This is a genomic window from Desulfoplanes formicivorans, from assembly GCF_001748225.1.
Classification (GTDB): domain Bacteria; phylum Desulfobacterota; class Desulfovibrionia; order Desulfovibrionales; family Desulfomicrobiaceae; genus Desulfoplanes; species Desulfoplanes formicivorans.
In genome coordinates, this window is sequence record NZ_BDFE01000020.1 from 249,310 (window position 1) to 269,657 (window position 20,348).

Annotated in this window: 21 protein-coding genes and 1 tRNA gene; 14 read left to right on the forward strand and 8 right to left on the reverse strand. The window is 52.8% G+C overall.

Annotated elements, in window-relative coordinates:
* Positions 1–112: 112 nt before the first annotated feature.
* Positions 113–189 (reverse strand) — tRNA-Pro (locus DPF_RS12655).
* Positions 190–401: 212 nt separating this feature from the next.
* Here DPF_RS12655 and DPF_RS12660 point away from each other — a divergent pair.
* From DPF_RS12660 to DPF_RS12690, 7 genes are all read left to right on the forward strand, one after another.
* Complete coding sequence (locus DPF_RS12660; protein ID WP_083254717.1) at positions 402–1,913, forward strand: HD domain-containing phosphohydrolase; 1,512 nt, start codon at positions 402–404, stop codon at positions 1,911–1,913.
* An 89-nt stretch (positions 1,914–2,002) separates the two neighbouring features.
* Positions 2,003–3,067: a protein-glutamate methylesterase/protein-glutamine glutaminase gene (locus DPF_RS12665; RefSeq protein WP_069860171.1), complete on the forward strand. Its 1,065-nt coding sequence runs from the start codon at positions 2,003–2,005 to the stop codon at positions 3,065–3,067.
* Between the two features lie 183 nt (positions 3,068–3,250).
* Positions 3,251–5,179, forward strand: coding sequence for a HEAT repeat domain-containing protein (locus DPF_RS12670; protein ID WP_069860032.1), 1,929 nt, complete (start codon positions 3,251–3,253; stop codon positions 5,177–5,179).
* Positions 5,179–6,060: a CheR family methyltransferase gene (locus tag DPF_RS12675; RefSeq protein WP_069860033.1), complete on the forward strand. Its 882-nt coding sequence runs from the start codon at positions 5,179–5,181 to the stop codon at positions 6,058–6,060. Before DPF_RS12670 ends, DPF_RS12675 begins: the two co-directional genes overlap by 1 nt.
* Positions 6,061–6,062: 2 nt before the next feature.
* Positions 6,063–6,470: a PilZ domain-containing protein gene (locus DPF_RS12680; RefSeq protein ID WP_069860034.1), complete on the forward strand. Its 408-nt coding sequence runs from the start codon at positions 6,063–6,065 to the stop codon at positions 6,468–6,470.
* 39 nt (positions 6,471–6,509) lie between these two features.
* The gene (locus DPF_RS12685; protein ID WP_069860035.1) at positions 6,510–6,881 is read left to right on the forward strand and encodes a response regulator; all 372 of its coding nucleotides are present in this window, start codon (positions 6,510–6,512) and stop codon (positions 6,879–6,881) included.
* Positions 6,882–6,949: 68 nt separating this feature from the next.
* The gene (locus DPF_RS12690) at positions 6,950–9,742 is read left to right on the forward strand and encodes a chemotaxis protein CheA (RefSeq protein WP_069860036.1); all 2,793 of its coding nucleotides are present in this window, start codon (positions 6,950–6,952) and stop codon (positions 9,740–9,742) included.
* A gap of 177 nt (positions 9,743–9,919) precedes the next feature.
* Here DPF_RS12690 and DPF_RS12695 read toward each other — a convergent pair whose 3' ends face one another.
* From DPF_RS12695 to DPF_RS12710, 4 genes are all read right to left on the reverse strand, one after another.
* Positions 9,920–10,714, reverse strand: coding sequence for an undecaprenyl-diphosphate phosphatase (locus DPF_RS12695; RefSeq protein ID WP_069860037.1), 795 nt, complete (start codon positions 10,712–10,714; stop codon positions 9,920–9,922).
* Positions 10,715–10,717: 3 nt separating this feature from the next.
* A complete protein-coding gene (locus DPF_RS12700) occupies positions 10,718–11,497 on the reverse strand; it encodes an amino acid ABC transporter ATP-binding protein (protein WP_069860038.1) in 780 nt (259 codons plus the stop codon).
* The gene (locus DPF_RS12705) at positions 11,484–12,515 is read right to left on the reverse strand and encodes an ABC transporter permease subunit (protein ID WP_069860039.1); all 1,032 of its coding nucleotides are present in this window, start codon (positions 12,513–12,515) and stop codon (positions 11,484–11,486) included. Before DPF_RS12705 ends, DPF_RS12700 begins: the two co-directional genes overlap by 14 nt.
* Positions 12,516–12,634: 119 nt before the next feature.
* Positions 12,635–13,426, reverse strand: coding sequence for an amino acid ABC transporter substrate-binding protein (locus DPF_RS12710; protein ID WP_069860040.1), 792 nt, complete (start codon positions 13,424–13,426; stop codon positions 12,635–12,637).
* Positions 13,427–13,717: 291 nt separating this feature from the next.
* Between DPF_RS12710 and DPF_RS12715 the strand changes: the two genes are divergently transcribed.
* From DPF_RS12715 to DPF_RS12725, 3 genes are read left to right on the forward strand one after another with little or no spacing between them, the layout of a single operon-like run.
* On the forward strand, positions 13,718–13,903 hold the full coding sequence (locus tag DPF_RS12715) for a hypothetical protein (protein WP_069860041.1): 186 nt from the start codon (positions 13,718–13,720) through the stop codon (positions 13,901–13,903).
* Between the two features lie 11 nt (positions 13,904–13,914).
* Complete coding sequence (gene lptF, locus DPF_RS12720) at positions 13,915–15,105, forward strand: LPS export ABC transporter permease LptF (protein ID WP_069860042.1); 1,191 nt, start codon at positions 13,915–13,917, stop codon at positions 15,103–15,105.
* Positions 15,095–16,186, forward strand: a complete 1,092-nt coding sequence (locus tag DPF_RS12725; RefSeq protein WP_069860043.1) for an LptF/LptG family permease — start codon at positions 15,095–15,097, stop codon at positions 16,184–16,186. The genes lptF and DPF_RS12725 overlap by 11 nt, the downstream gene beginning before the upstream one ends.
* Positions 16,187–16,327: 141 nt before the next feature.
* Here the strand turns inward: DPF_RS12725 and DPF_RS14170 are convergent, their stop codons facing one another.
* Complete coding sequence (locus DPF_RS14170) at positions 16,328–16,492, reverse strand: hypothetical protein (RefSeq protein ID WP_176724267.1); 165 nt, start codon at positions 16,490–16,492, stop codon at positions 16,328–16,330.
* 154 nt (positions 16,493–16,646) lie between these two features.
* Here DPF_RS14170 and DPF_RS12730 point away from each other — a divergent pair, with 154 nt between their 5' ends.
* Positions 16,647–16,934, forward strand: a complete 288-nt coding sequence (locus tag DPF_RS12730; protein ID WP_069860044.1) for a hypothetical protein — start codon at positions 16,647–16,649, stop codon at positions 16,932–16,934.
* Between the two features lie 49 nt (positions 16,935–16,983).
* Here the strand turns inward: DPF_RS12730 and DPF_RS12735 are convergent, their stop codons facing one another.
* Together DPF_RS12735 and DPF_RS12740 are read right to left on the reverse strand one after the other, a co-directional pair.
* Positions 16,984–17,178 (reverse strand): hypothetical protein, encoded by a 195-nt coding sequence (locus DPF_RS12735; RefSeq protein WP_069860045.1) that lies wholly within the window; start codon positions 17,176–17,178, stop codon positions 16,984–16,986.
* An 11-nt stretch (positions 17,179–17,189) separates the two neighbouring features.
* Complete coding sequence (locus tag DPF_RS12740) at positions 17,190–17,381, reverse strand: hypothetical protein (protein ID WP_069860046.1); 192 nt, start codon at positions 17,379–17,381, stop codon at positions 17,190–17,192.
* A gap of 343 nt (positions 17,382–17,724) precedes the next feature.
* Between DPF_RS12740 and DPF_RS12750 the strand changes: the two genes are divergently transcribed.
* The 3 genes from DPF_RS12750 to tpiA all read left to right on the forward strand — a co-directional run bounded on the left by DPF_RS12750 (position 17,725) and on the right by tpiA (position 20,224).
* The gene (locus tag DPF_RS12750; protein WP_069860048.1) at positions 17,725–18,105 is read left to right on the forward strand and encodes a rhodanese-like domain-containing protein; all 381 of its coding nucleotides are present in this window, start codon (positions 17,725–17,727) and stop codon (positions 18,103–18,105) included.
* 179 nt (positions 18,106–18,284) lie between these two features.
* Positions 18,285–19,472 carry a phosphoglycerate kinase gene (locus DPF_RS12755; protein WP_069860049.1) on the forward strand — a complete coding sequence of 396 codons (1,188 nt, stop codon included), beginning with the start codon at positions 18,285–18,287 and terminating at the stop codon, positions 19,470–19,472.
* On the forward strand, positions 19,469–20,224 hold the full coding sequence (gene tpiA, locus DPF_RS12760; RefSeq protein ID WP_069860050.1) for a triose-phosphate isomerase: 756 nt from the start codon (positions 19,469–19,471) through the stop codon (positions 20,222–20,224). Before DPF_RS12755 ends, tpiA begins: the two co-directional genes overlap by 4 nt.
* The last annotated feature ends 124 nt before the right edge of the window (positions 20,225–20,348 follow it).

Sequence of the window (20,348 nt, forward strand, 5' to 3'; positions counted from 1 at the left end):
AATGGGCTTTTGAGTAGAGCGATAAGATTTTGGGCCATTTTTCATGGTCTCTCATTAATAAGGATCAAAAAAAGGGGCTCGCGAAATTGAATTCGCAAGCCCCTGATTTTACTGGTCGGGATGGCGCGATTTGAACGCGCGGTCTCTGCGTCCCGAACGCAGCGCTCTACCAAACTGAGCCACATCCCGTCGAGGGATATGTCTTTAGAGATTTTCAAAGAAGAATGCAAGAAGAATTATCTATTGTAATTGTCAGGATTATTTTCTATTCGCATATGAATAGTTGCCGCCTTTAGGGCTGGCTAGCAATTGATGTGAAAACGGGCTGTGCTGGCTCATGATGTACGCAAGTATGATCCTTTTTGAAGATTACCTTAACGAATGGGAAGAGATGTGTGGATATGACCAGTTTGGAATCTACCTCCTCCGCGCCACCAGGGCACCGGGAGAAGCACGGCCAGCTAGACCGGATACTCGTGGTTGATGACGAACCGGGATTGCGGGATATTTGCAGGGAGGCCCTGGTTGACTGCGGCTATAATGTCGTTTGTGTGGGGTCTGGCCAGGAGGCCTTGGAATATCTTGCAAAGGCCCAGGTGGACCTGATTCTTTCTGACTATCGCATGCCGAACATGTCTGGTCTTGAATTGCTAGAAAAGGTCAAGACCATGGGGCTGGACCCCGATTTTCTGATCATGACCGGTTTTGGGACCATAGAGACGGCCGTTGAATGTATCAAGACGGGCGCTGCCGACTATCTACCCAAGCCTTTCAATATAAGCCATCTGCTTCTCAAGGAGGAAAAGGTTCTCAGGGATCGTCAAGACCGGTTGGATCGCAAGAAATTGAGTAGCCTGGTGCGCATGCTTAACCTGAGTAATGCCCTGAATGTTCAACTAGATTTGTCAGCACTGGTGCAGGAGTTTCTGTTCCACGTGCAGAAAAATTTCGGCCCGGACAGTATCCTGTTCCATCTTCCCGATTCCCAGTCGTTCAATCGGGTCACCGTGCGTGGCGCGTTGCTTCGGACCAATAGACCTCTTTTCGTGTGGCTCAATCAGCTCTGCGAAGCTGTGCAGCGCAAGGGCGAATCCAAAATCGTGGATCGTTCCACTGTGGCCCTGGAAACCAATCAGCCACCGGCCAGTCTCGAAGATTTCCCTTATTCGATCATGGTCGTTCCCATGGTCCAGTACTCCCGGAAAATCGGGATTATTGCCGTGGTCCGCTCCAAGAATAAACCCGGATATACCCCGTCTGATCTGCAACTCCTGACGGTTTTTTCGTCCCACATTGCTTCGTCTCTGCAAAATGCCCGGTTATACACCAAGATGAAGACGCTCAACCGGGAAGTGATCAGTTCCTATGCCCAGGCCGTGGAAGCCAAGGATATTTATACGCGTGGGCATTCTGAACGGGTGGCCACGTACGCACGCAACCTCGGTCAGTTCCTCGGCCTTTCCTCCAAGGAGCTCGATACCTTGTACATGGCGGGGATTCTCCATGATATCGGCAAGATCGGTATACCTGACAGTATTTTGAATAAACCCGGGAAACTGACTTTTGAGGAATACAATGTCATGAAGAGTCACCCGCAAGTGGGCCGTGACATCTTGTCCCGGGTGACTAGCTTCAAAGAGATTTTGCCCATTGTCTACCATCATCATGAACGTGTGGACGGCAGGGGATATCCCGAGGGATTGAACGGTAGTGAAATCCCCTTTCTGGCCAGGGTGATCAGTGTAGTCGACAGCTACGAGGCCATGACCTCGGACCGGGCCTATCGAAATGCCCTCCCTCCTGAGGAGGTGCGTTGCATCCTCAAAGCAGGAGCCGGCACCCAATGGCAGGAAGACTTGGTGCAACAATGGTTTCAATTGATTGATTCAAATCCCTTGGCGAAGGGACGGTAAGGCATGTATGTCAAACGTTTTTTGTGCGCCATGCGGTTGAGGTGCGGTGCTGGATTGTTCGCGGATTTTTTATCAGGAGGATGGTTCACTTGATCCGTGTACTTGTTGTGGATGATTCTGCCTTCATGCGCAAGGCTATCAGCACGATGTTGGAGAAAGATCCGGATATCCATGTGGTGGATACCGCCAGAAACGGGGAGGAGGGTCTGGAAAAGGTTCGCAGACTCGATCCTGATGTGGTGACCATGGATATCGAAATGCCCAGAATGGATGGTCTCACTGCGCTTAAGCATATCATGATGGAGATGCCCCGTCCCGTCCTTATGATCAGTTCCCTGACCACAGAAGGTGCCGAGGCGACGTTTAAGGCTATGGAGGCCGGTGCGGTTGATTTTATTGCCAAGCGTCTTTCCCTGGTCAGTCTGGATATTGTCCGGATTGAGGATGAATTGCGGGCCAAGGTCAAGGCCGTTGCCAGGCGTCGGATGCGTATGGTTCCTGTGCGACGGAAACGTCCGGTGCATACTGTCAGAAAATCAGTCACAAAATCGGGCCGTCCTGGGCGGGTTGTTCGAGATATTGTGGCCATAGGGGTTTCCACGGGTGGTCCTCCGGTGGTGCAGAAAATCCTTTCGGAGCTCCCTGCTGATTTTCCGGCCTGCATCCTTATTGCCCAGCATATGCCACGGACGTTTACAGGCCCTTTTGCCAAGCGGTTGAATGATTCGAGCCCTCTGGATGTCAAGGAGGCTGGCCCCGGTGATGTGGTCAGACCAGGCAAGGTTTTTGTCGCTCCGGGAGGATCGCATCTAAAGATCAAACAGCGGATTTCGCATATTGATGTGGTCGTGGACTCAGAACCGGAAAAGGCTCTGTACAAGCCTTCTGTCAATGAGCTTATGGGTTCAGTGGCCCAGGCCGTTGGTCGACGTGGCTTGGGAGTCATTCTTACCGGGATGGGCAGTGATGGTTGTGAAGGGATCAAGAAGCTCAAGGAACGTGGGGGAACCACGATCGCCCAGAGCAATGAAACCTGTGTGGTCTACGGGATGCCCAAGGCCATTGTGGAGGCTGGTCTGGCGGATCAGATTGTGAGTCTGGACGACATGAGTTCAGCCATCACCCAGGCCTTGTACGCCAGCATCGAGCCTTGATCGTTCCGTTCTTTGTATTGCGTGTCCGATGTAGATTCAGACTCGGCTGAAGGATTATATATCCCGGCCTTACGTGCAGCATGCCAGCATATTTTGGATGAACAAAATGACCGGCAGGATATTGGTTCTATCAGATGATGTGCTTTCCCTTATACCAACGTTTTTACCGAGGTCTCTATCGCAATGGATCATGAACAGATATTAACCCTGTTGCAAAGTGACGAACCCGAATCGCAACGTGAGGGTGCATTCATGGCCGGAGAGGCCATGGTCAGGGAATCCATACCCTATTTGACAGCCATGCTCACCAGCCCGAATCTGGGGGTTCAGGATGCCGCTGACATGTCCCTTCGGAAGATCGGGGGCAGAGAGGTTGTTGATGCTCTTGTGCCTTTGTTGCGCAGTGAAAATGTGCCCGCCAGAAATCTTGCCATGGATATTTTGAGGCAGATCGGCTCTCATCATGTTGAACCGATCATTGCTCTTCTTGACGATCCCGATCCGGACATCAGAATTTTTGCCAGCGATATTCTGGGCTCCACGAACAATTACATGGCCGTTCCTCCCCTGTGCAATGCTTTGTTGCATGACGATGAAGTCAATGTGCGCTACCAGGCAGCAGTGAGCCTGGGTGAGCTTGGTAAACCCGAGGCAACCGATGCGTTGAACAAGGCCTTGGGCGCGGATGATTGGGTTAATTTTGCGGTCATTGAAGCCCTCATGAAGATTGGAGACGATGACTCTATTACGGCTCTCATGGGCGCTTTGGACCATAGCTCGGAACTGGTCGCCTCGATCATTATTGATGCCTTGGGGAAGCTTGGCCGTATCCGAGCGGTTCCGGTGCTGGTCAAATACCTTGACAAGTCGACAGAGGCATTGCGCAACAAGACCTTGAGGGCGATCGTTAATATTATGGGTTCCAAGGCATTGTCATTACTGTCAGATGAAGAGCGGGAAAGTTTTGCCGGCTATCTTTTGGCCGCAGCTGATGACGAGGATAAGGAAATTCAGGATGCTGTTATTATGGGACTGTCTGCCCTTGGTGGAGATGATGCGTCTCAAAAGATGTTTGCCCTGGCAACGAATATTGATCCAGAAATCGAGGCAGAACGTTATTCCAATGCTGTTAATGGGCTGGTTTCCATGGGTCTGACTGCGGCTGTTTGCGAAGGAAGTCGGTCTGATGATGAACGTGTATCCCAGGTGGCCCTTGACGTCCTCATCCGGTTGGGCACGCCGGAGTCGGCCAAGGTATGCATGGATGTTTTTTGGGACAAGGGGCGCGACATCCAGCGCTTCATCGCCAAAGGTATTTCGAGTACGGCCTGTAATGAGGGTAAGGCTTTTTTCCTTCGCGTGCTTAATGATTCTACGGATGGAGATCTTCTCAAAAGCGCCCTGAAATTTTTGGGAATCCGGATGCGGTTCCGTGATACCACGGAAGCCATCATTCCTTTTTTGCAGCATCGTTTTGCCGATGTGCGCAAAATGGCCCTTGATGCTTGTGTGGCCATTGGTGGCAAAAAAGTGGAGGACATTTTTGTAACCATGCTTCACAGCGAGGATGCTTCCCAGCGAATGATGGGTATTTATGGCCTGGGGAAACTCAATGCGGTGGAACATGTGGGAGAGTTTGAAAAAGCTCTGTCTGACAAGGCGGTTGATGTCCGAAAAATGGCCATGGAGGTTTTGATCGCCTTGTGTGCGGGTGATGGCAAGCTTCTGGCTCGTATTGCTGCACAGATGCTTCATGACCCAAGCGTGGAAGTACGGCGCAGTTTGGTCAACCTCCTTGGATCGACACAATGTCCGGGTGCCATGGTGTTTCTCATTGAGGCCCTGGATGACGAGGATAGCTGGGTTCAGATACGGGCAGTGGAATCTCTGGGTAGTTTGAGAAAAGAAGAGGCCATCCCTTCCCTGGTGGACTTGTTGAAAAGGGACAACGCGTTGGTAAGCATCAAGGTGGTGAAAACCCTGGGGCAGATCGGGGGGAAAAGGGCTTTTCAGGAGTTGCTCAAGGTTTTGGGAACCGAAAACAGGGATATCCAGGAAGCTGCTGAACAGGCTTTGGACAGAATTCAGTCTGACAGTGGCGAGGTGTTTTGATGACTTCGTTTTTTGACGGAACTTCTGTCTTGGAAAAGTCGCCGACCATTAAAGATGATGAGTTTTTCAAACTGCGTGGTTTCATTTATGATAAGTGTGGCATCTATATAGCTGATAATCGTAAGTATCTTTTGGAAAATCGTTTGCTGAACCGTCTTAAGGTCTTGGGTCTCAATCATTTTGGTGAATATTACGAATATTTAAAGTACGATCCAGGTGCCCGCCAAGAACTCAAGGCTCTTTATATTGTCATCACGACAAACGAGACCAGTTTTTATCGAAATCCTGCTCAACTCAAGATTCTGGAAGACGGGTTGCTGCAATCTTTGTTGGATAGTCAGAAACAGCGGGGATCAAGGGAACTGCACATCTGGTCGGCGGGCTGTTCCACAGGTGAGGAACCGTATACATTGGCGATGATCGCTCATGAAGTCCTGGGCCCTCAGCTAGGCGGTTGGAATATCCGTATCTCTGCCAGTGATCTTTCCGAAGGAGTTCTTGTCAGTGCGCGTAAAGGCGAATATGCTCCTTATTCGCTCAGGACCACTCCTTCTCATATCAAGGCCAAATATTTTGACCAAGTGAAAGGAGGAAGGTATAGGGTCAAAGATATCGTCAAACAGATGGTCACTTTTCACCCCATTAATCTGAAGGATTGGGCGCAGATTCGGTCGGTAAGACGTTCGCATCTGATTTTTTGTCGCAATGTGCTCATCTATTTTGACGAGCCCATGAAAAAGCAAGTCATAAGTTGTTTTTATGGCAATCTTTATCAAGGCGGGTATCTTTTTATAGGTCATTCGGAATCATTGCATAACATCTCTCGGGCGTTTACTCCGCAACATTATCCGGGAACCATTGTGTACAAAAAAGGAACATGAGCATGGCTATCGACGAAAAAGATCGGCGGCAATTTGCCCGTTTGCCACGTCAGTTCAGAATGGAGATCAGTGCCTTCACCTTTCCCCTGTCCAAAATGCGACCCTTTGATGTTACTGGGGTCGATATCGGTGAGGGCGGGGTGGCTGTCCGTTGTCCCAAGGAATTTGGCGTGGGAGAGCAGGTCCAGCTCAAGATCTATATTCCCAAGTTGAACCGGTATCATCCAGGATTTTTCAAGGTATTCGAACATGATCTCGGCCAATATATTGTTGCTGTTGCCAAAATAGCATGGAGCAAATCCGATCCTGACCAGGGAGATTATATGTACGGTTTGGAATTCGTGGATGTATATGAAGATGATTTGAAGGCGCTGCATAACCTGATCCGAAACGGTCTCGAACAAGGCTAGGCACATTACAAATGTGCTGACTCTGGTTTGGAGAGTGAGATGACGACGAAACATATACTTATTGTGGATGATTCCAAAACCGTACGTAATCTGGTGGCCTTCATCCTGAAAAAGGAAGGATTTCGGGTGACGACCGCTGAAGATGGACTTGATGGCCTGGAAAAATTGTATTCCCAAAATGAGATCCATCTTATTGTTTCGGACGTGAATATGCCGCGGATGGATGGGTTCTCGTTCATCAAGGCGGTTCGTGAACAGCAGGGATACAGGGATTTGCCCATCGTGGTCCTTTCCACAGAGGGGCAGGAAAAGGATATCCAAAGGGGCATGAGCCTTGGAGCCAATTTATACATGATCAAACCGGCGCAACCAGAAAAATTGGTACGGAATGTCAAGATGCTTCTTGGATAGCAGATCGATTCCGGTTCCGGGAAGAGAAAAAAGCAGTCAACAATCGTCGTGGCTTATGAGGAATCGTCATGAACCAAGAGTTTATGGATCCTGAAGTTTTTTCTGAATTTATTGTTGAGGCGCGGGAGCATCTGGAAAATATCGAGCCTTCTCTGCTTGAGCTTGAAAAGAATCCAGATGATCCTGGGCTGCTTGATGATATTTTTCGACTCATGCACTCCCTAAAAGGTGCTTCCGGTTTTCTCGGGTTGAGCCGGATAAACGGGTTGACGCACAAGGCAGAAAATATTCTTGACGAAATCCGTAAAGGCAACATGAACCTGACTCCGGCCATAACCGACCTGATCCTCGTATCCACCGACGCCCTCAAGGCCATGGTTGAAAATTTGGAACAAAACGCGGTGGAAGGGGATGTGGAAACATCATCCATTATTGAAAAAATTGATAATTTGCTCAAGGATGGACATCAGTCTGTCACTCAAGATGCGTCATCTGTTGCTTCTCCCAACCCGCACCCATCTGTATCCCCGCCCCAAGACGATGCCGAGGAAGTCCGGCCTGCTATGGAGTCTATGGAAGATGTGGAACCAGAACTTGCTTCACAGGGGTATGAACTGACTCTGGTTAACCAGGACCATCTGGGGGACTTTCTTGAAGAGGCCCGGGAGATTCTGGAGCAGCTCAACGAGAATCTTCTGGACCTTGAAAAAAATCCCGAATCCGGTGGAGATATTGTTAATGATATCTTCAGGTTTTTCCATAATCTCAAGGGAAATAGCGGCATTATCGGGTACAAGGAGCTCAATAAACTTACTCATGAGGCTGAGACCCTGCTGAACAAGGTCAGAAAGGAGGAAGTTCCGGTTACCCATGGGTTGGTGGATCTTCTTCTTAACGTTGTAGACTCCATGGATGCATTGCTTGCGTGCATTCAGTTGGACGGCCGTGTCATTCCCGTGGATGTTTCCGCCATTATCCAGCGTGTTAGATACCTGCTGGAAACCGGCGAGATCAAGGCGCCTGAAAACGAGGGCCCCAATCAGGAGCAGCCCGATACTGGATCGTCGCAGGAAGGTCAGGATGAGTCTGCTGTAATGGTTGACCCCGAAGATGTGCAGATTTTTTCCCAGACGGTTGCCCAGCAATTGAGCAACCTGGATTTTGCGTTGTCTGCTTTGGAAGAAGATAGCACTCAACAACAGATTATTGATGGGTTGTACCGTTCCCTGGTCAGCATCCAGAATGCTTCCGGTTATATGGGCATGGACGAGATTAATGCCTATGTCCAACGGGTGACTGCCCTGGTGGACCAGGCTCGTTCAGCAGATATGGATTTTACGGCCCTTATCGACATATTGCGTCAAGAACGGGATATTGTCAGAGAAAAGATCAATGCGGAACTTGATCAACTGGGAGAGGCCCCATTGGACCACCTGGTGGCTACCAGTTGGGGAAACGGTCGGGAAGAGGATGCGGTGTCTGCTGAAGAGCCCAGGCCATGCGAACCCGAAACGATTGCATCTGACACGCAACCGTCTCGGCAGGAACATGGTGCGTCCAGCCCGGAAAGGCCACAACCCGTTGCGACATCCCCTCAACCGGCATCACAGCCAGGCAAACCTGCGGCCAAGAGCAGCGGGACCCCGGCAGCGCATCGGGCCAAACTTACCTCAACCATCCGGGTGGATCACACCAAGCTGGATCATCTCATGAATCTCATCGGAGAGTTGATCATTAACCGGAACCGGTTTGCCATGCTCGCCAGGGGCCTTGAAGAGGGCCAGGATGTCGGCGAAATTGCCCAGAAACTGAGCGAAACCACCTATTCCGTTGGTCGCATTTCTGATGACCTTCAGGACACGATCATGAACGTGCGTATGGTTCCTGTCCAATCCGTGTTTTCCCGGTTTCCTCGGCTGGTCAGGGATTTGGCTCAGAAAAGTGGCAAGCAGGTGGAACTGATCACCGAAGGGGAGGACACGGAACTCGACAAGAGTGTGGTGGAAGAGATCGGAGATCCCTTGGTTCATCTCATTCGTAATGCTGTTGATCATGGTATTGATTCGGCGGAGGATCGTGCCCGGGCCGGAAAGCCAGAAACAGCCAGGGTCTGGCTGCGGGCCTTTCACAAAGGCAATTCCGTTGGGATTGAGGTGGAAGATGACGGCAAGGGCATAGATCCGGAAAAAATGCGGGCTCAGGCCATCCGCAAGGGTGTGATAACCGAAGAAGAAGCGCGGACTCTGGATGATCGGGCGGCCGTTGAACTTATGTTTGTGCCAGGGTTTTCAACGGCCGACAAGATTACGGACATTTCGGGCCGTGGCGTGGGCATGGACGTTGTCCGCAACAATATCAAAAATTTGAAGGGAAGTATTTCCGTTCAGTCGGAAGTGGGCAAGGGGACCAGGATTACCCTGACGCTTCCCCTGACCCTGGCCATTATTGATGCTTTAATGATCAAGGTGGATGGGGCCACCTACGCCATTCCCCTGGATGCGGTTTCCGAAACTACCAAAATTGAGACCAAACGCCTCAACGAGGTCAATGGGCAGAAAGCGGTTACCCTGCGCGGCGAGGTCCTCGGACTGGTGGAATTGGCCGAATTGCTTGGCTTGTCCTGCCATGAAGGGGAGCGTGATTTTTTGCCCACGGTCATTCTCACGGTGAACGAACGCCGTCTTGGACTTGTTGTCGATGCCTTGCTTGAACGTCAGGATGTGGTCATCAAGTCCTTAGGTGATTATCTCGGCGATCTTCCCGGAATCTCCGGTGCGACCATCATGGGGGATGGGAGCGTGGTGCTCATTCTTGACCCGCACGAAATTTACAGGATGGCCACTTCTCGAGGCGGGATCTGATTCATCCTGGATATGATGCCTTTTATTGACAAGGCCCCCTTTCATGCATTCTGCATGGGAGGGGGCCTTGTTGGTTGTGTGCCGGGGTTTGTCCCCGAGGCTAAGCTGCCTTGGCTCACGATTCTTGTATCAGATTACGGCGTTTGGTCCGGGCGTCATCCCAACCCCGAGGTAGGTTCAACTCCAGAAGTAGAGAACCAGAGGGGCCAGGATCAGTCGGTAATAGGCAAAGGGGCGCAGGGATATTTTTTGCACCAGGGAGATGAACAGTTTGACCGCGGCCCACGCCGACACAAAGGCAAATACAAAGCCTATGGCCAGCACAAGGATGTCCCCCCGCTCGAAAAGGGTCCAGTGGGAAAGGAGATCAAAACCTGTTGCCGCAATCATGATGGGGACCGCAGCAATAAAGGAGTATTCGGTTGCCAGCTTGCGGTCTGCCCCCAGGAGCATGGCCCCGAGGATGGTTGATGCCGACCGGGAGAAACCGGGCCACAGGGCCAGACATTGAAAGCACCCGATGCCCAGGGCCAATGAAGGCGTCATGGAGTCCAAAGAGGTATATTTTGTCCTCAGGGAGAGGCCTTCCACCAGGAGGATGGCCAGGGCGCCCACGGCCAGGGCCCAGGCAACGGTTTGGGGGGTGAACAGGTAGATCTTTATGGCCTTGTGAACCAAAAGCCCCAGAACCGATGCCGGAAGGGAGGTCAATATGAGCAGGAAGATGCCCCTGGCGCCGGTGAACGATCGCTGGGGATCGGGACGAAGAAGCCCCAGAAACGTCGGCCAGTAGAGGATGACAACAGCCAGAATGGCCCCGAGCTGGATGACCACCTCGAAGACATCGGCCTTGAGACCGGTAAATCCCAGCAGATGGCCGGTGATGATCAGATGTCCGGTGGAAGAAACCGGAAGAAATTCGGTCAGGCCCTCAATGATGCCGAGAATGATGGCGGAAAGAGTGTGATCCATGATTTACAATATCTTGGCGAGAAAGCTTTGAACCCGCTCGTTATCCTGGTTGGTGCTGAAGAAATCCCGGGCATCCCCCTGGGCAATGAATCCGCCTTGTTCCATGAAAATGACCCGGTCGGCGATTTCCCGGGCAAAGCCCATTTGATGGGTGACCACGATCATGGTCATGCCTTCCTTGGCCAGGGAACGGATGGTTTCAAAGACCTCGCCCACCAGTTCCGGGTCCAGGGCCGAAGTGGGTTCGTCAAAGAGCATCAGTTTGGGGCGCATGGCAATGGCTCGGGCAATGGCCACCCGCTGTTTCTGACCACCCGAGAGGGTAGCCGGATAGACATCCTTCTTGTCGGCAATGCCCACCTTTTCGAGCATGGCCATGGCAATGTCCCGGGCTTCCTCCACGGGCTTCTTCTGCACGGTCAAGGGACCTTCCATGACATTGCCAAGGACGGTCATGTGGGGAAAAAGATAGAAATGCTGGAAAACCATGCCGATTTCAGATCGCAGCTTGCATATGCGAGAGGGCTTGTCCAGGACCATGCGCCCTTTTTTCTGAACATATCCGACTTCCCGGCCCTCGAAAAGGATGGTGCCTTCGTCGATTTCCTCCAGAAAGTTGATGGCCCGCAACAGGGTGGACTTGCCCGAGCCTGAAGGACCGATGATGACCAGTTTTTCTCCGGGCTTGATTTCAAGGGAAATATTGTTCACGGCCGTAAGGGAGCCGAAACGCTTGACAATATTGGACAGCCGGATGAGCGGGGCGGGATTATCGGTTTTCATAGGCTCCCACAATGGCTTCGATTTTTTCAAAAATCACGGTGAACACCGAGGTCATGGCCAAATAGATCATGGCGGCAAGAACAAGAACCGTTATATTGAAATAGGTGTTGAAAAGCAGATCCGCGGATCGCATGAGTTCGACCATGGCAATGGTTGAAACCAGGGCCGTATCCTTGATCAGGGCAATGAACTCATTACCCACCGGAGGCATGAGCCGTTTGTAGGTCTGGGGAATGATGACCCGGCGCATGGATTGCCAGTAGGTCATGCCCAGAGCCTTGGCCGCCTCGGTCTGACCGTAGTCGATGCTCTGAATGGCCCCTCGGATGATCTCGGCAAGGTAGGCTGAATAGTTCAGGGAAAGACCCAGAATGGCCGCTGTCATGGGTTTGAGGGTCAGGCCGAAGGTGGGCAGGGCATAGTAGATGAAAAAAAGCTGGAGAAGGAGGGGGGTTCCGCGAAAGATCCAGATGATGAACCAGCACAACATGGTCAGGGGCCTGAACGAGCTGATCCTTCCCAAGGCAATGAGCAGTCCGCCAAGGGGTGAAATGAGGATGGTCAGTACCACCAGAAGCAGGGTCATCACCGTGCCCTTGGCCAGGGCAGGAAGAAATTTGAGGGTATCCAGGAAAAACTGGACGTAGGGCGGGCGGCTGAGCTGTTCAATGGATGCCAGGAAGTTGGTTGCCTCGGGATTGTCCGGATAGATGTTCAGGATTTCCTGACACGCCTGGGCAGCTTGTTCATAATCCTTGATGGAAAAGAACATCCGGGCCAACAGCATCCTGCTCTGGACAAAACTGCCATCGTCTCCCTGACCAGTGGGCGGTGGCACCTGGTACAGCAGATCCGTGGCGGTCTGGATATCCCCGACACTCAGGGCGTTTTTGCCCTGGATGAGCAATTGGCTCGGGCTTTGGGCCAAGCCGGGGGCGCTCCAGGCCAAAAGTGCAAAAAACAAGAAAACGAGCAGGAGTGGATGCACATGCCTGCCCGTCATGAGGGTCTTCACCATGGTATGCCTCAAGACAATTCTCTGCATGGTTTCGATGATGAGAAAACGCAGGTTCCCCGCCCGGCAAGGGACGGGGAACCCGTGTTATGCAATGGATCCCGGCATGGCAGGGTGATCCCCTACCAGTTTGCAGGATTGGTCAGATCTTCGGCAAACCACTTTCTGGAGATTTTGGCGGCCTCACCGCTGGCAACCAGCTCGTCAATGGTTTCCTGAATCTTGTTACGCAGACTGTTGTCTGCTTTGCGAAAGGCAACGCCAAAGGGTGCCTTGGTGATGAACTGGGGAAGGATCTTGTAGACTCCGGGTTTCTTGGAAATGATGTCCCGGGCAACCAGGTTGTCAAGGACCACGCAGTCCAGACGGCCGGATTCCATGTCCAGCATGGCCTTGGGATTGGTTTCATACTGCTTGAGCTGGCCGGGCTTGTTGGGCAGGGCTTCAATGGCCTTCATGGCAGTGGAACCCTGCTGAATGCCCACAACCTTGCCCCCGAGATCTGCAGGGGTCTTGATGGATGTGTTGGACATGACTACGGCTGCCACCTGACCATCCATCATGTAGGGCTTGGAAAAGTTGACCTTTTCCTCACGTTCCTTGGTGATGGTCATACCGTTCCAGATGCAATCGAACTTGTTGGCGTACAGGGAGGGAATGACCCCTTTCCAGGCCGTGGGAACCCATGTGATCTTGAGACCGAGTTTTTTGCCCACGGCTTCGGCAAAATCAATGTCAAATCCGTAGAGTTTGCCATCGGCCTTGCGAAAGGCCATGGGGGGAAAATCGTCATCCAGGCCGATACGCAATTCGCCGCTGGACTTGATTTTCTGCCATGAATCATCGGCTGCCGAGGCGGTGCCGACCAGGGCCAGGACAAACAGGGGAACAAGCATCTTGAGCAGGGGTTTCACAATGCCTCCTAAGTTGTTTGGAAAAGGTGAACAGGCTGGAATGAATGATGTACGCAGGAGCACATGACCCGGCCATGGCAAAACACGGGAGACGTGTGTCGGGTCATGTTCCCTTTACCCTTTGCCGTGCCGGCTTGTTGAGGCGTGGGAAGGGCAAGCAGTAAAGGTGACGAATTCAAATAGCTGAAGGCCGTTCAAGTTGCAAGCATGATATGGTCTGTACTTTTGCCAGGGGACTGCGTAAAGGATGGTGACTCAATCACATCATCATCCTGCGTCAGGGAGGAACCCATGACAACCATAATGCCTGAAGGAAAACAATTGCGCATGGCCGTGGAATGGATCGAGGAACATCTGGGTCAGGGTGGCGACATCAAATCTCTGCTCCGGGATGTGGGCATGCGGTTCAATCTCGGTCCCGAAGACCAACGTTATCTGTATCGGTTGTATCTTGAAAAGGATGAACCCGCCTCGTAGGAGTCCCCCACGTGCGTATTCTGCAGCGTCAGATTTTCAAGGAATTGGTGACCATTTTCGGGGTGTGCCTGGGAGCGGTGCTTGTGGTGCTCCTCATTGGCAGGCTCTTGCAGATGCGGGAACTGGTCATGGGACAGGACATTTCCGTGCTGGATCTTGGCAGGCTTTTTGTCTACCTGAGTCCCTTTTTCATGAGTCTGCTCATCCCGGTTTCCTGCATGCTGGCCATCTTTCTGACGTTCTTGCGCATGGGGACCGACCGGGAGCTCATTGCCCTGCGGGCCGGAGGCCTTGGCGTGTACCGTTTCTTGCCCGGCCCCCTTCTGTTTTCCCTCATGGGGGTGTTTTGCTGTGGTGTCATGACCCTGTACGGGATTTCCTGGGGCATGGATCATTTCAGGCAGACGGTGTACGATCTGGCTAGGACCAAGGCTACCCTGAAGCTCCGGCCAGGAGTGTTCAACACGGATTTTTCCAAACTGGTCATTTTTGCCCTTCGGGTGGATCCACGCACAGGGGACATGGAAAAGGTCTTTGTGGAAGACGCCACTGACCCCCATTTACGCACAACCATTGTCGCGCCCAGGGGACGGATCGTGGCGGATTCTGATGCGGGAGAGATGTTTTTTGTGCTGACGGGCGGCACCATCTACCGGTATACCGAAGACGAGATTGATGAGATCGGGTTTGATTCGTACCGGGTCCGCATGGACATGAACAGCCTGCTTGGGGGGAGCAAGGGGTTGGGGGACAAGCGCATCAAGTCCCTGTCCCCTGAGGAGATCCGTGCCCGTCTTGCTGCACTGCATCCGGGTTCGGGCAAGGATGCCCAGAAATGGCGTGATCTGAAGGCCGAATTGTACAAGCGGTATGCATTGCCCGTGGCCTGTCTGGTTCTGGGCCTGTTTGCCATCCCCCTGGCCTTTTTGTTTCAGGGCATGAACCGCCAGTATGGCCTTGTCCTGGTCCTGGGTTTTTTCATGCTCTACTATTCCCTGTTTTCCCTGGGAATGGTCCTGGCGGAAACAGGGACTCTTGCTCCGGGGATGGCCATGTGGATGCCCAATGTGATCTTTGCTCTGCTCACGGTGGGCGGGTTTGTTCTCGTTGCCCGGGAAAAGAATCTGGATGCCATGAGTTTCTGGGGCTGGTGCCGGACCTGTCTGCAAACCAGGAAGCCACACATTGTCCATGAACAATAATATCCTTGTCCGGTATCTGATCCGGCAGAATCTTTTTTTACTGGCCCTGGTTTTTGGGGCCGGCATCGGCATTTATCTGCTCATTGAACTTTTTGACCGCCTGGATGATTTTCTGAAGGCAGGGGTGGGCCTGTCCACCATTGTCATGTATTTTGCGGCCAAGACCCCCCTGATCATATCCCAGATATTCCCTGCCGTGTTTTTGCTTTCCCTGCTCATCCAGTTCAGCCTCATGCACCGCAATCGCGAAATCATCGCCCTGACATCCTGCGCAGTGCCCTTTGCCGTTATCGGCAGGACCATTGTCGTGTACGCCCTTGTCTGGAGCGCCCTTTTGTTCGGATTTTCCCAGGTTCTCGGGACAAAAGGGTATAGCGTGGCCCACCGTATCTGGAAGGAAGATGTGCGCAAGAAACAGCTTTCCCAGCAGGTTCTGTACAATGTCTGGTTTCGGGAAGAAAACAGAATTATCCGCATCCGCTCGTTCAAGCCCTTTCAGGGCGTGGGCCGTGGAGCGGCCGTATATGCCCTTTCCGGAGACGGCAACAAGGTGGAACAGATTGCCGAGGCCAAGGGGGTGGAGGTTCACGGGAACACATGGACGTTCATGGAGGTGAACCACCTGCACATCCAGTCTTTTTCCCGCCGGTGGGAAGACCGCATGGATCTGATTTTAAAGACCGATCCTCGTTCCTTTGCCACCCTGGAAAGTGAAAAAGCCCCCCAATACCTCAGTTACTGGAATCTTTCCCGGGTCATCAAGGGGCTTGGTCAGGCCGGATCCAATGTGGAGGGGCTGGTTACCGCCCTGCATGCCAAAATCAGTTATCCTGTTTCCCTTTTGGTCATGGCGTGTGCGGCCATAGCCCTCACCCTGGCTGTCACCAATGTCTATCTGAGCGTTCTTGCGGGGCTGGTTCTGGTGTTCGCCTATTATGCCATATTTGTCATGAGCACTGCTGCCGGTGAAAACGGACTGCTTCCGCCTTTTGTGGCCGCCTGGATGCCCAATGCGGTTTTCGGACTGGGGTTTCTCGGGATGCTGGCTGTTTCCGTTTTGAAAAAAGAAAAGCCGATCTAGGATTGTTTCTTGTGGGGAGTGAGCCGTTTGTGAAGGATCATGACCAGCCCGATGGCTGCGCCCAGAAACAGGGATATATAAAGAAGGCATTTTACGAGCATTATTGTCTCCGGAAGTGAGAAGGGTTAATGTGACAGGACTTTATTTCGCCTTGGGCTGATCAAGTTCAACCAGGAGCACGTTGTCGGAGGCGGGGTCGGCAATGGCCACAAAACCGCCTTTTCTGTCGATGTAAACAAGTCCCGGTTCGAGTTCTTCGAAATCCTTTTCCTTTACGATGGCCGCATCGGCCTTGTACATGTGCATGATTGTCCTCGTTAGTTGTGTCGTGTCTGTCATCAATGTGGTTCCATGATGCATGGCTGTTGCCTTGGCAAACCATGATCATGGAGAAAATGCAAGCAAACCTGCCTGCCGGACAGGTCAACCATTCCGAACCAATACCCTACCAGATACTATCATGATGGAATTACCCGGTCACTATCTCGGAGCCGTGAATACTTCGGGCGATCCCCTGTCCTGGAGCCGAGAATTTTCCCTGGAAATCAATCCCAGCGGGTCCTACTCCCTTTTTGTGCGTGATGAGGACGGTTACGTCATGCTGGTCCATTCCGGGACATCCGGCCGTTCGCTGGCCGAGTTTGTTCTCAAGAACGGATTCGATCACCAGGAGATCCATGCGGACATCCGGGATATTGATCCGCATTTTGCCGCCCAATACGGCCGGATCATCAAGGACAGAACCTGAGATTGTCGGGCACAAAGAGTGGCTGGCACGGGCGTGTCGGCCTTAAGCGTCAGACCTGCCTTCCCTGGGGACCGATGTCAGCCGCCAGGTTGGTCTTGCCGTGTTGTTGGATCATCAGGGCGCGGACGCATCCCTGCCAGGCTTCTTGGGTCCTGCAGACCTGCCTGATGGTCTCCTTGACCCGGAGGTTGTCGGACTGACGGAAAAACATGAAAAATTTGCAATGGGATGAAAAGGGGCACATGGAGGTATCCTTCACAGAAGGCCCGTGACTGAAGTGATGGTTTCTCTGACGGTATCGAGGTTATCCCGTATCCACGCCTCCCCCTTGTCCTGAAACAGGGTGGCGATGATTTCAAGAGCCACGTTTCTTTTGAGAAGATGGTCGCCGGTCAGGGACTCCATGCCAATGGTCTCCAGTAATGTTTCAGGGATGGGTGGTTGCATGGCTGTTGTGATCCCTCGCAAGGGTTTGGCCAAAAAAGTGTGTGCACGTCATGACAAGACGTATACCCATGCCAAAGATGATCCGGTTTTTCAATGAAAGATATGCCCGGGAATGCAGGTGGCAGGTTGGCGGGGTGTTGTATGCGTCAGGTGCAGGGAAACGTGGCGGAGACTGTCAGGGATCTGAAGAGGCCTGTTGCAGCCTTATTGAAGCAGGCGTCATGTCTTGTTTTGGGTGGCATGGGGCAGGATTTTTTCCTCTGGCGCTCTTTTTTTTGCTTGCAAAGTGGAGTACAGGGTAGTGGTTTTTTGAATGTACCATTCTACCCAAGGAGGTATGACAATGCAGGCGTGTGAAGACATTTTGCGTGATATGGATTTCACTTTCTTTGCAACTGGTGAATACGGCATGACCATGGCCGAGGCCCTGCCCCTCATCGGGAACGATCATTTCCTGTTTTTGGATGTCCGGGCCCGGGAAGAGGTGGATCATTTGCAATTTCCCTTTGCCAAACATATTCCCCTCAACGAGATCCCGGACCGGTTGGACGAAATTCCCCGGGACAAATTCATCATCCCCTTTTGCGCCACGGCATTCAGGGCTGCCATGTGCTATCTCTATCTCCTGTCCAAGGGGTATGAAGAGGTCAAGGGATTGACTTCAGGGACCGATGCCATGGCTGCGAGTCTCAAGCCCGGTCCTTTGGCCAAGATTGTTGCCTAGAAGATTGTTGCCCCGAAGGGAGAAATTCCACCTGGTTTGCATCCTGTCCGTTGGGGAAAATGGTGGGATGCCCCGTACCGGTTCTGCCGCCAAGCAGCAAACACTCAGGCATGAAGGGAAAATGCCGACCCTTTCACAAGATGATTTTCACACCATGATCAAACCTGAAGGAGTCATGCATGCGTTTTATTGATAATGCCCCCATCAAGGGCAAACGTCTGCTCATTCGCGTGGACTACAATGTCCCCCTCAAAGACGGGGTCATCAAGGATGACAATCGCATACGGGCCAGTTTGCCCACGTTGCGGTTCGCTCTTGAGCAGGGCTGTACCCTGGTTCTCTGTTCCCATCTGGGAAAGCCCAAGGGTAAGGTGGTTCCCGAGCTTTCCCTGGCACCCGTGGCCAGACATCTTGCCGAACTTCTCGGCCAGGAGGTGCTCATGGCCCCGGATTGCATCGGCAAGGCCACAGAGTCCATGGTTGATGAGCTCAAGCCCGGCCAGATCCTCATGCTCGAGAACCTCCGGTTCCATGCGGGCGAAAAAAAGAATGATCCCGCTTTCTGCAAGGCCCTGGCTGGCGGTCTTGATGGCTATGTCAACGACGCCTTTGGGGTATGCCATCGTGCCCACGGATCCGTGGTCGGGGTCCTGGATCATTTTGCCTTGTGCTGCGGCGGACTGCTCCTCAAAAAAGAGTGGGAATATCTGGGCGAGGCCCTGAAAAATCCCAAGCGACCCTTTGTGGCCATTACCGGGGGTGCCAAGGTCTCCTCCAAACTCGGCATTCTGCATGCTCTTCTGGACAAGGTCGATCGCATTCTCATCGGCGGGGCCATGGCCAATACCTTTCGCAAGGCCCAGGGGTATGAAGTGGGCACGTCCCTGGTGGAGGACGATCTTCTGGACGAGGCCCGGTCCATCATTGCCAAGGCCAGGGACAAGGGAGTCAGTCTGTATCTGCCCGTGGACTACATCCTGGGGGACGGTCCCCAGGGGGAGATGACCGCAGGCGTCTGCCCGTATCAGGATGTTCCCAAGGGAGAAATGATCCTGGATATCGGTCCGGCCACTTCGGCCCTGTTTGCCGAGGGTATCCGTGACGCAGCAACCATTGTCTGGAACGGCCCCATGGGCGCCTTTGAAAACAAGGTTTTTTCCCAGGGTTCCTTTAATCTGGCCATGGGCGTGGCCCAGTCCGATGCCCTGAGCATTGTCGGGGGCGGTGACACGGATGCCATCATCCATACCCTTGGTATCCAGGACAGGATTTCCTTTATCTCAACGGGTGGCGGTTCGTTTCTGGAGTTTCTCGAAGGCAAGGAACTTCCCGCGTTCAAGGCTCTGCAGGACAAGGAGGCGCAATGAAAAAACTCATGGCTGCCAATTGGAAGATGTTCAAAACCCATGAAGAGGGGGTGGCAACGGCCCATGAACTCGTGCAACTCGTGTCCGGCCGCCTTCCCGATGACAGGGAGATGCTGGTCATTCCGCCCTTTACCCTGCTTCATGGGGTGGGTCAGGTGCTTGCAGGCCACAAGGGCATGCTGCTGGGCGGAGAAAATTTCTATCCTGCAGATCAGGGGGCGTTCACCGGAGAGATCTGTCCCGACCAGCTTCTGGATCTCGGATGCACCTTTGCCCTGGCAGGCCATTCCGAGCGCAGGCACATCCTGGGCGAAACGGACGACTTTGTGGGTCGCAAGGTTGCTTTTGGCCTTGAAAAAGGACTTGCTGTCATCCTGTGCATCGGGGAAACCATTGAGGAACGCAGGCAGGGCCGGGTGGAGGAAGTACTCTTCCGACAGCTTGACAAGGGCCTGTCCGGCGTCACCAGGGCGGTTGATCCGGACAGGATGGTGGTTGCCTATGAGCCGGTTTGGGCCATTGGTACGGGCGAGGTGGCCGGTCCCGAAGAAATCATCCAGGCCCATGGCGTGGTCCGCTCCAGACTGGTGAATCTGTTGGGCGAGACCGGGAACAACATCCGCATTCTCTACGGAGGAAGCGTCAAGCCGGACAATTGCGCATCCATCCTTGCCCTTGACAATGTCGACGGGGTGCTGGTAGGTGGCGCGAGCTTGAAGGCTGAAAGCTTCAGCCGGATCGTGCTGGCATAATTATCTGAAAAGATATTATTTTTGTTTGTCGGGTGCGTTGCGCACGTGGCTGCACAACAGACAACTCCGGGACAAAGTTCCCGGACAATGAAAGACCTTCGGGTCTTGTTCGGCAGGTCAGGAG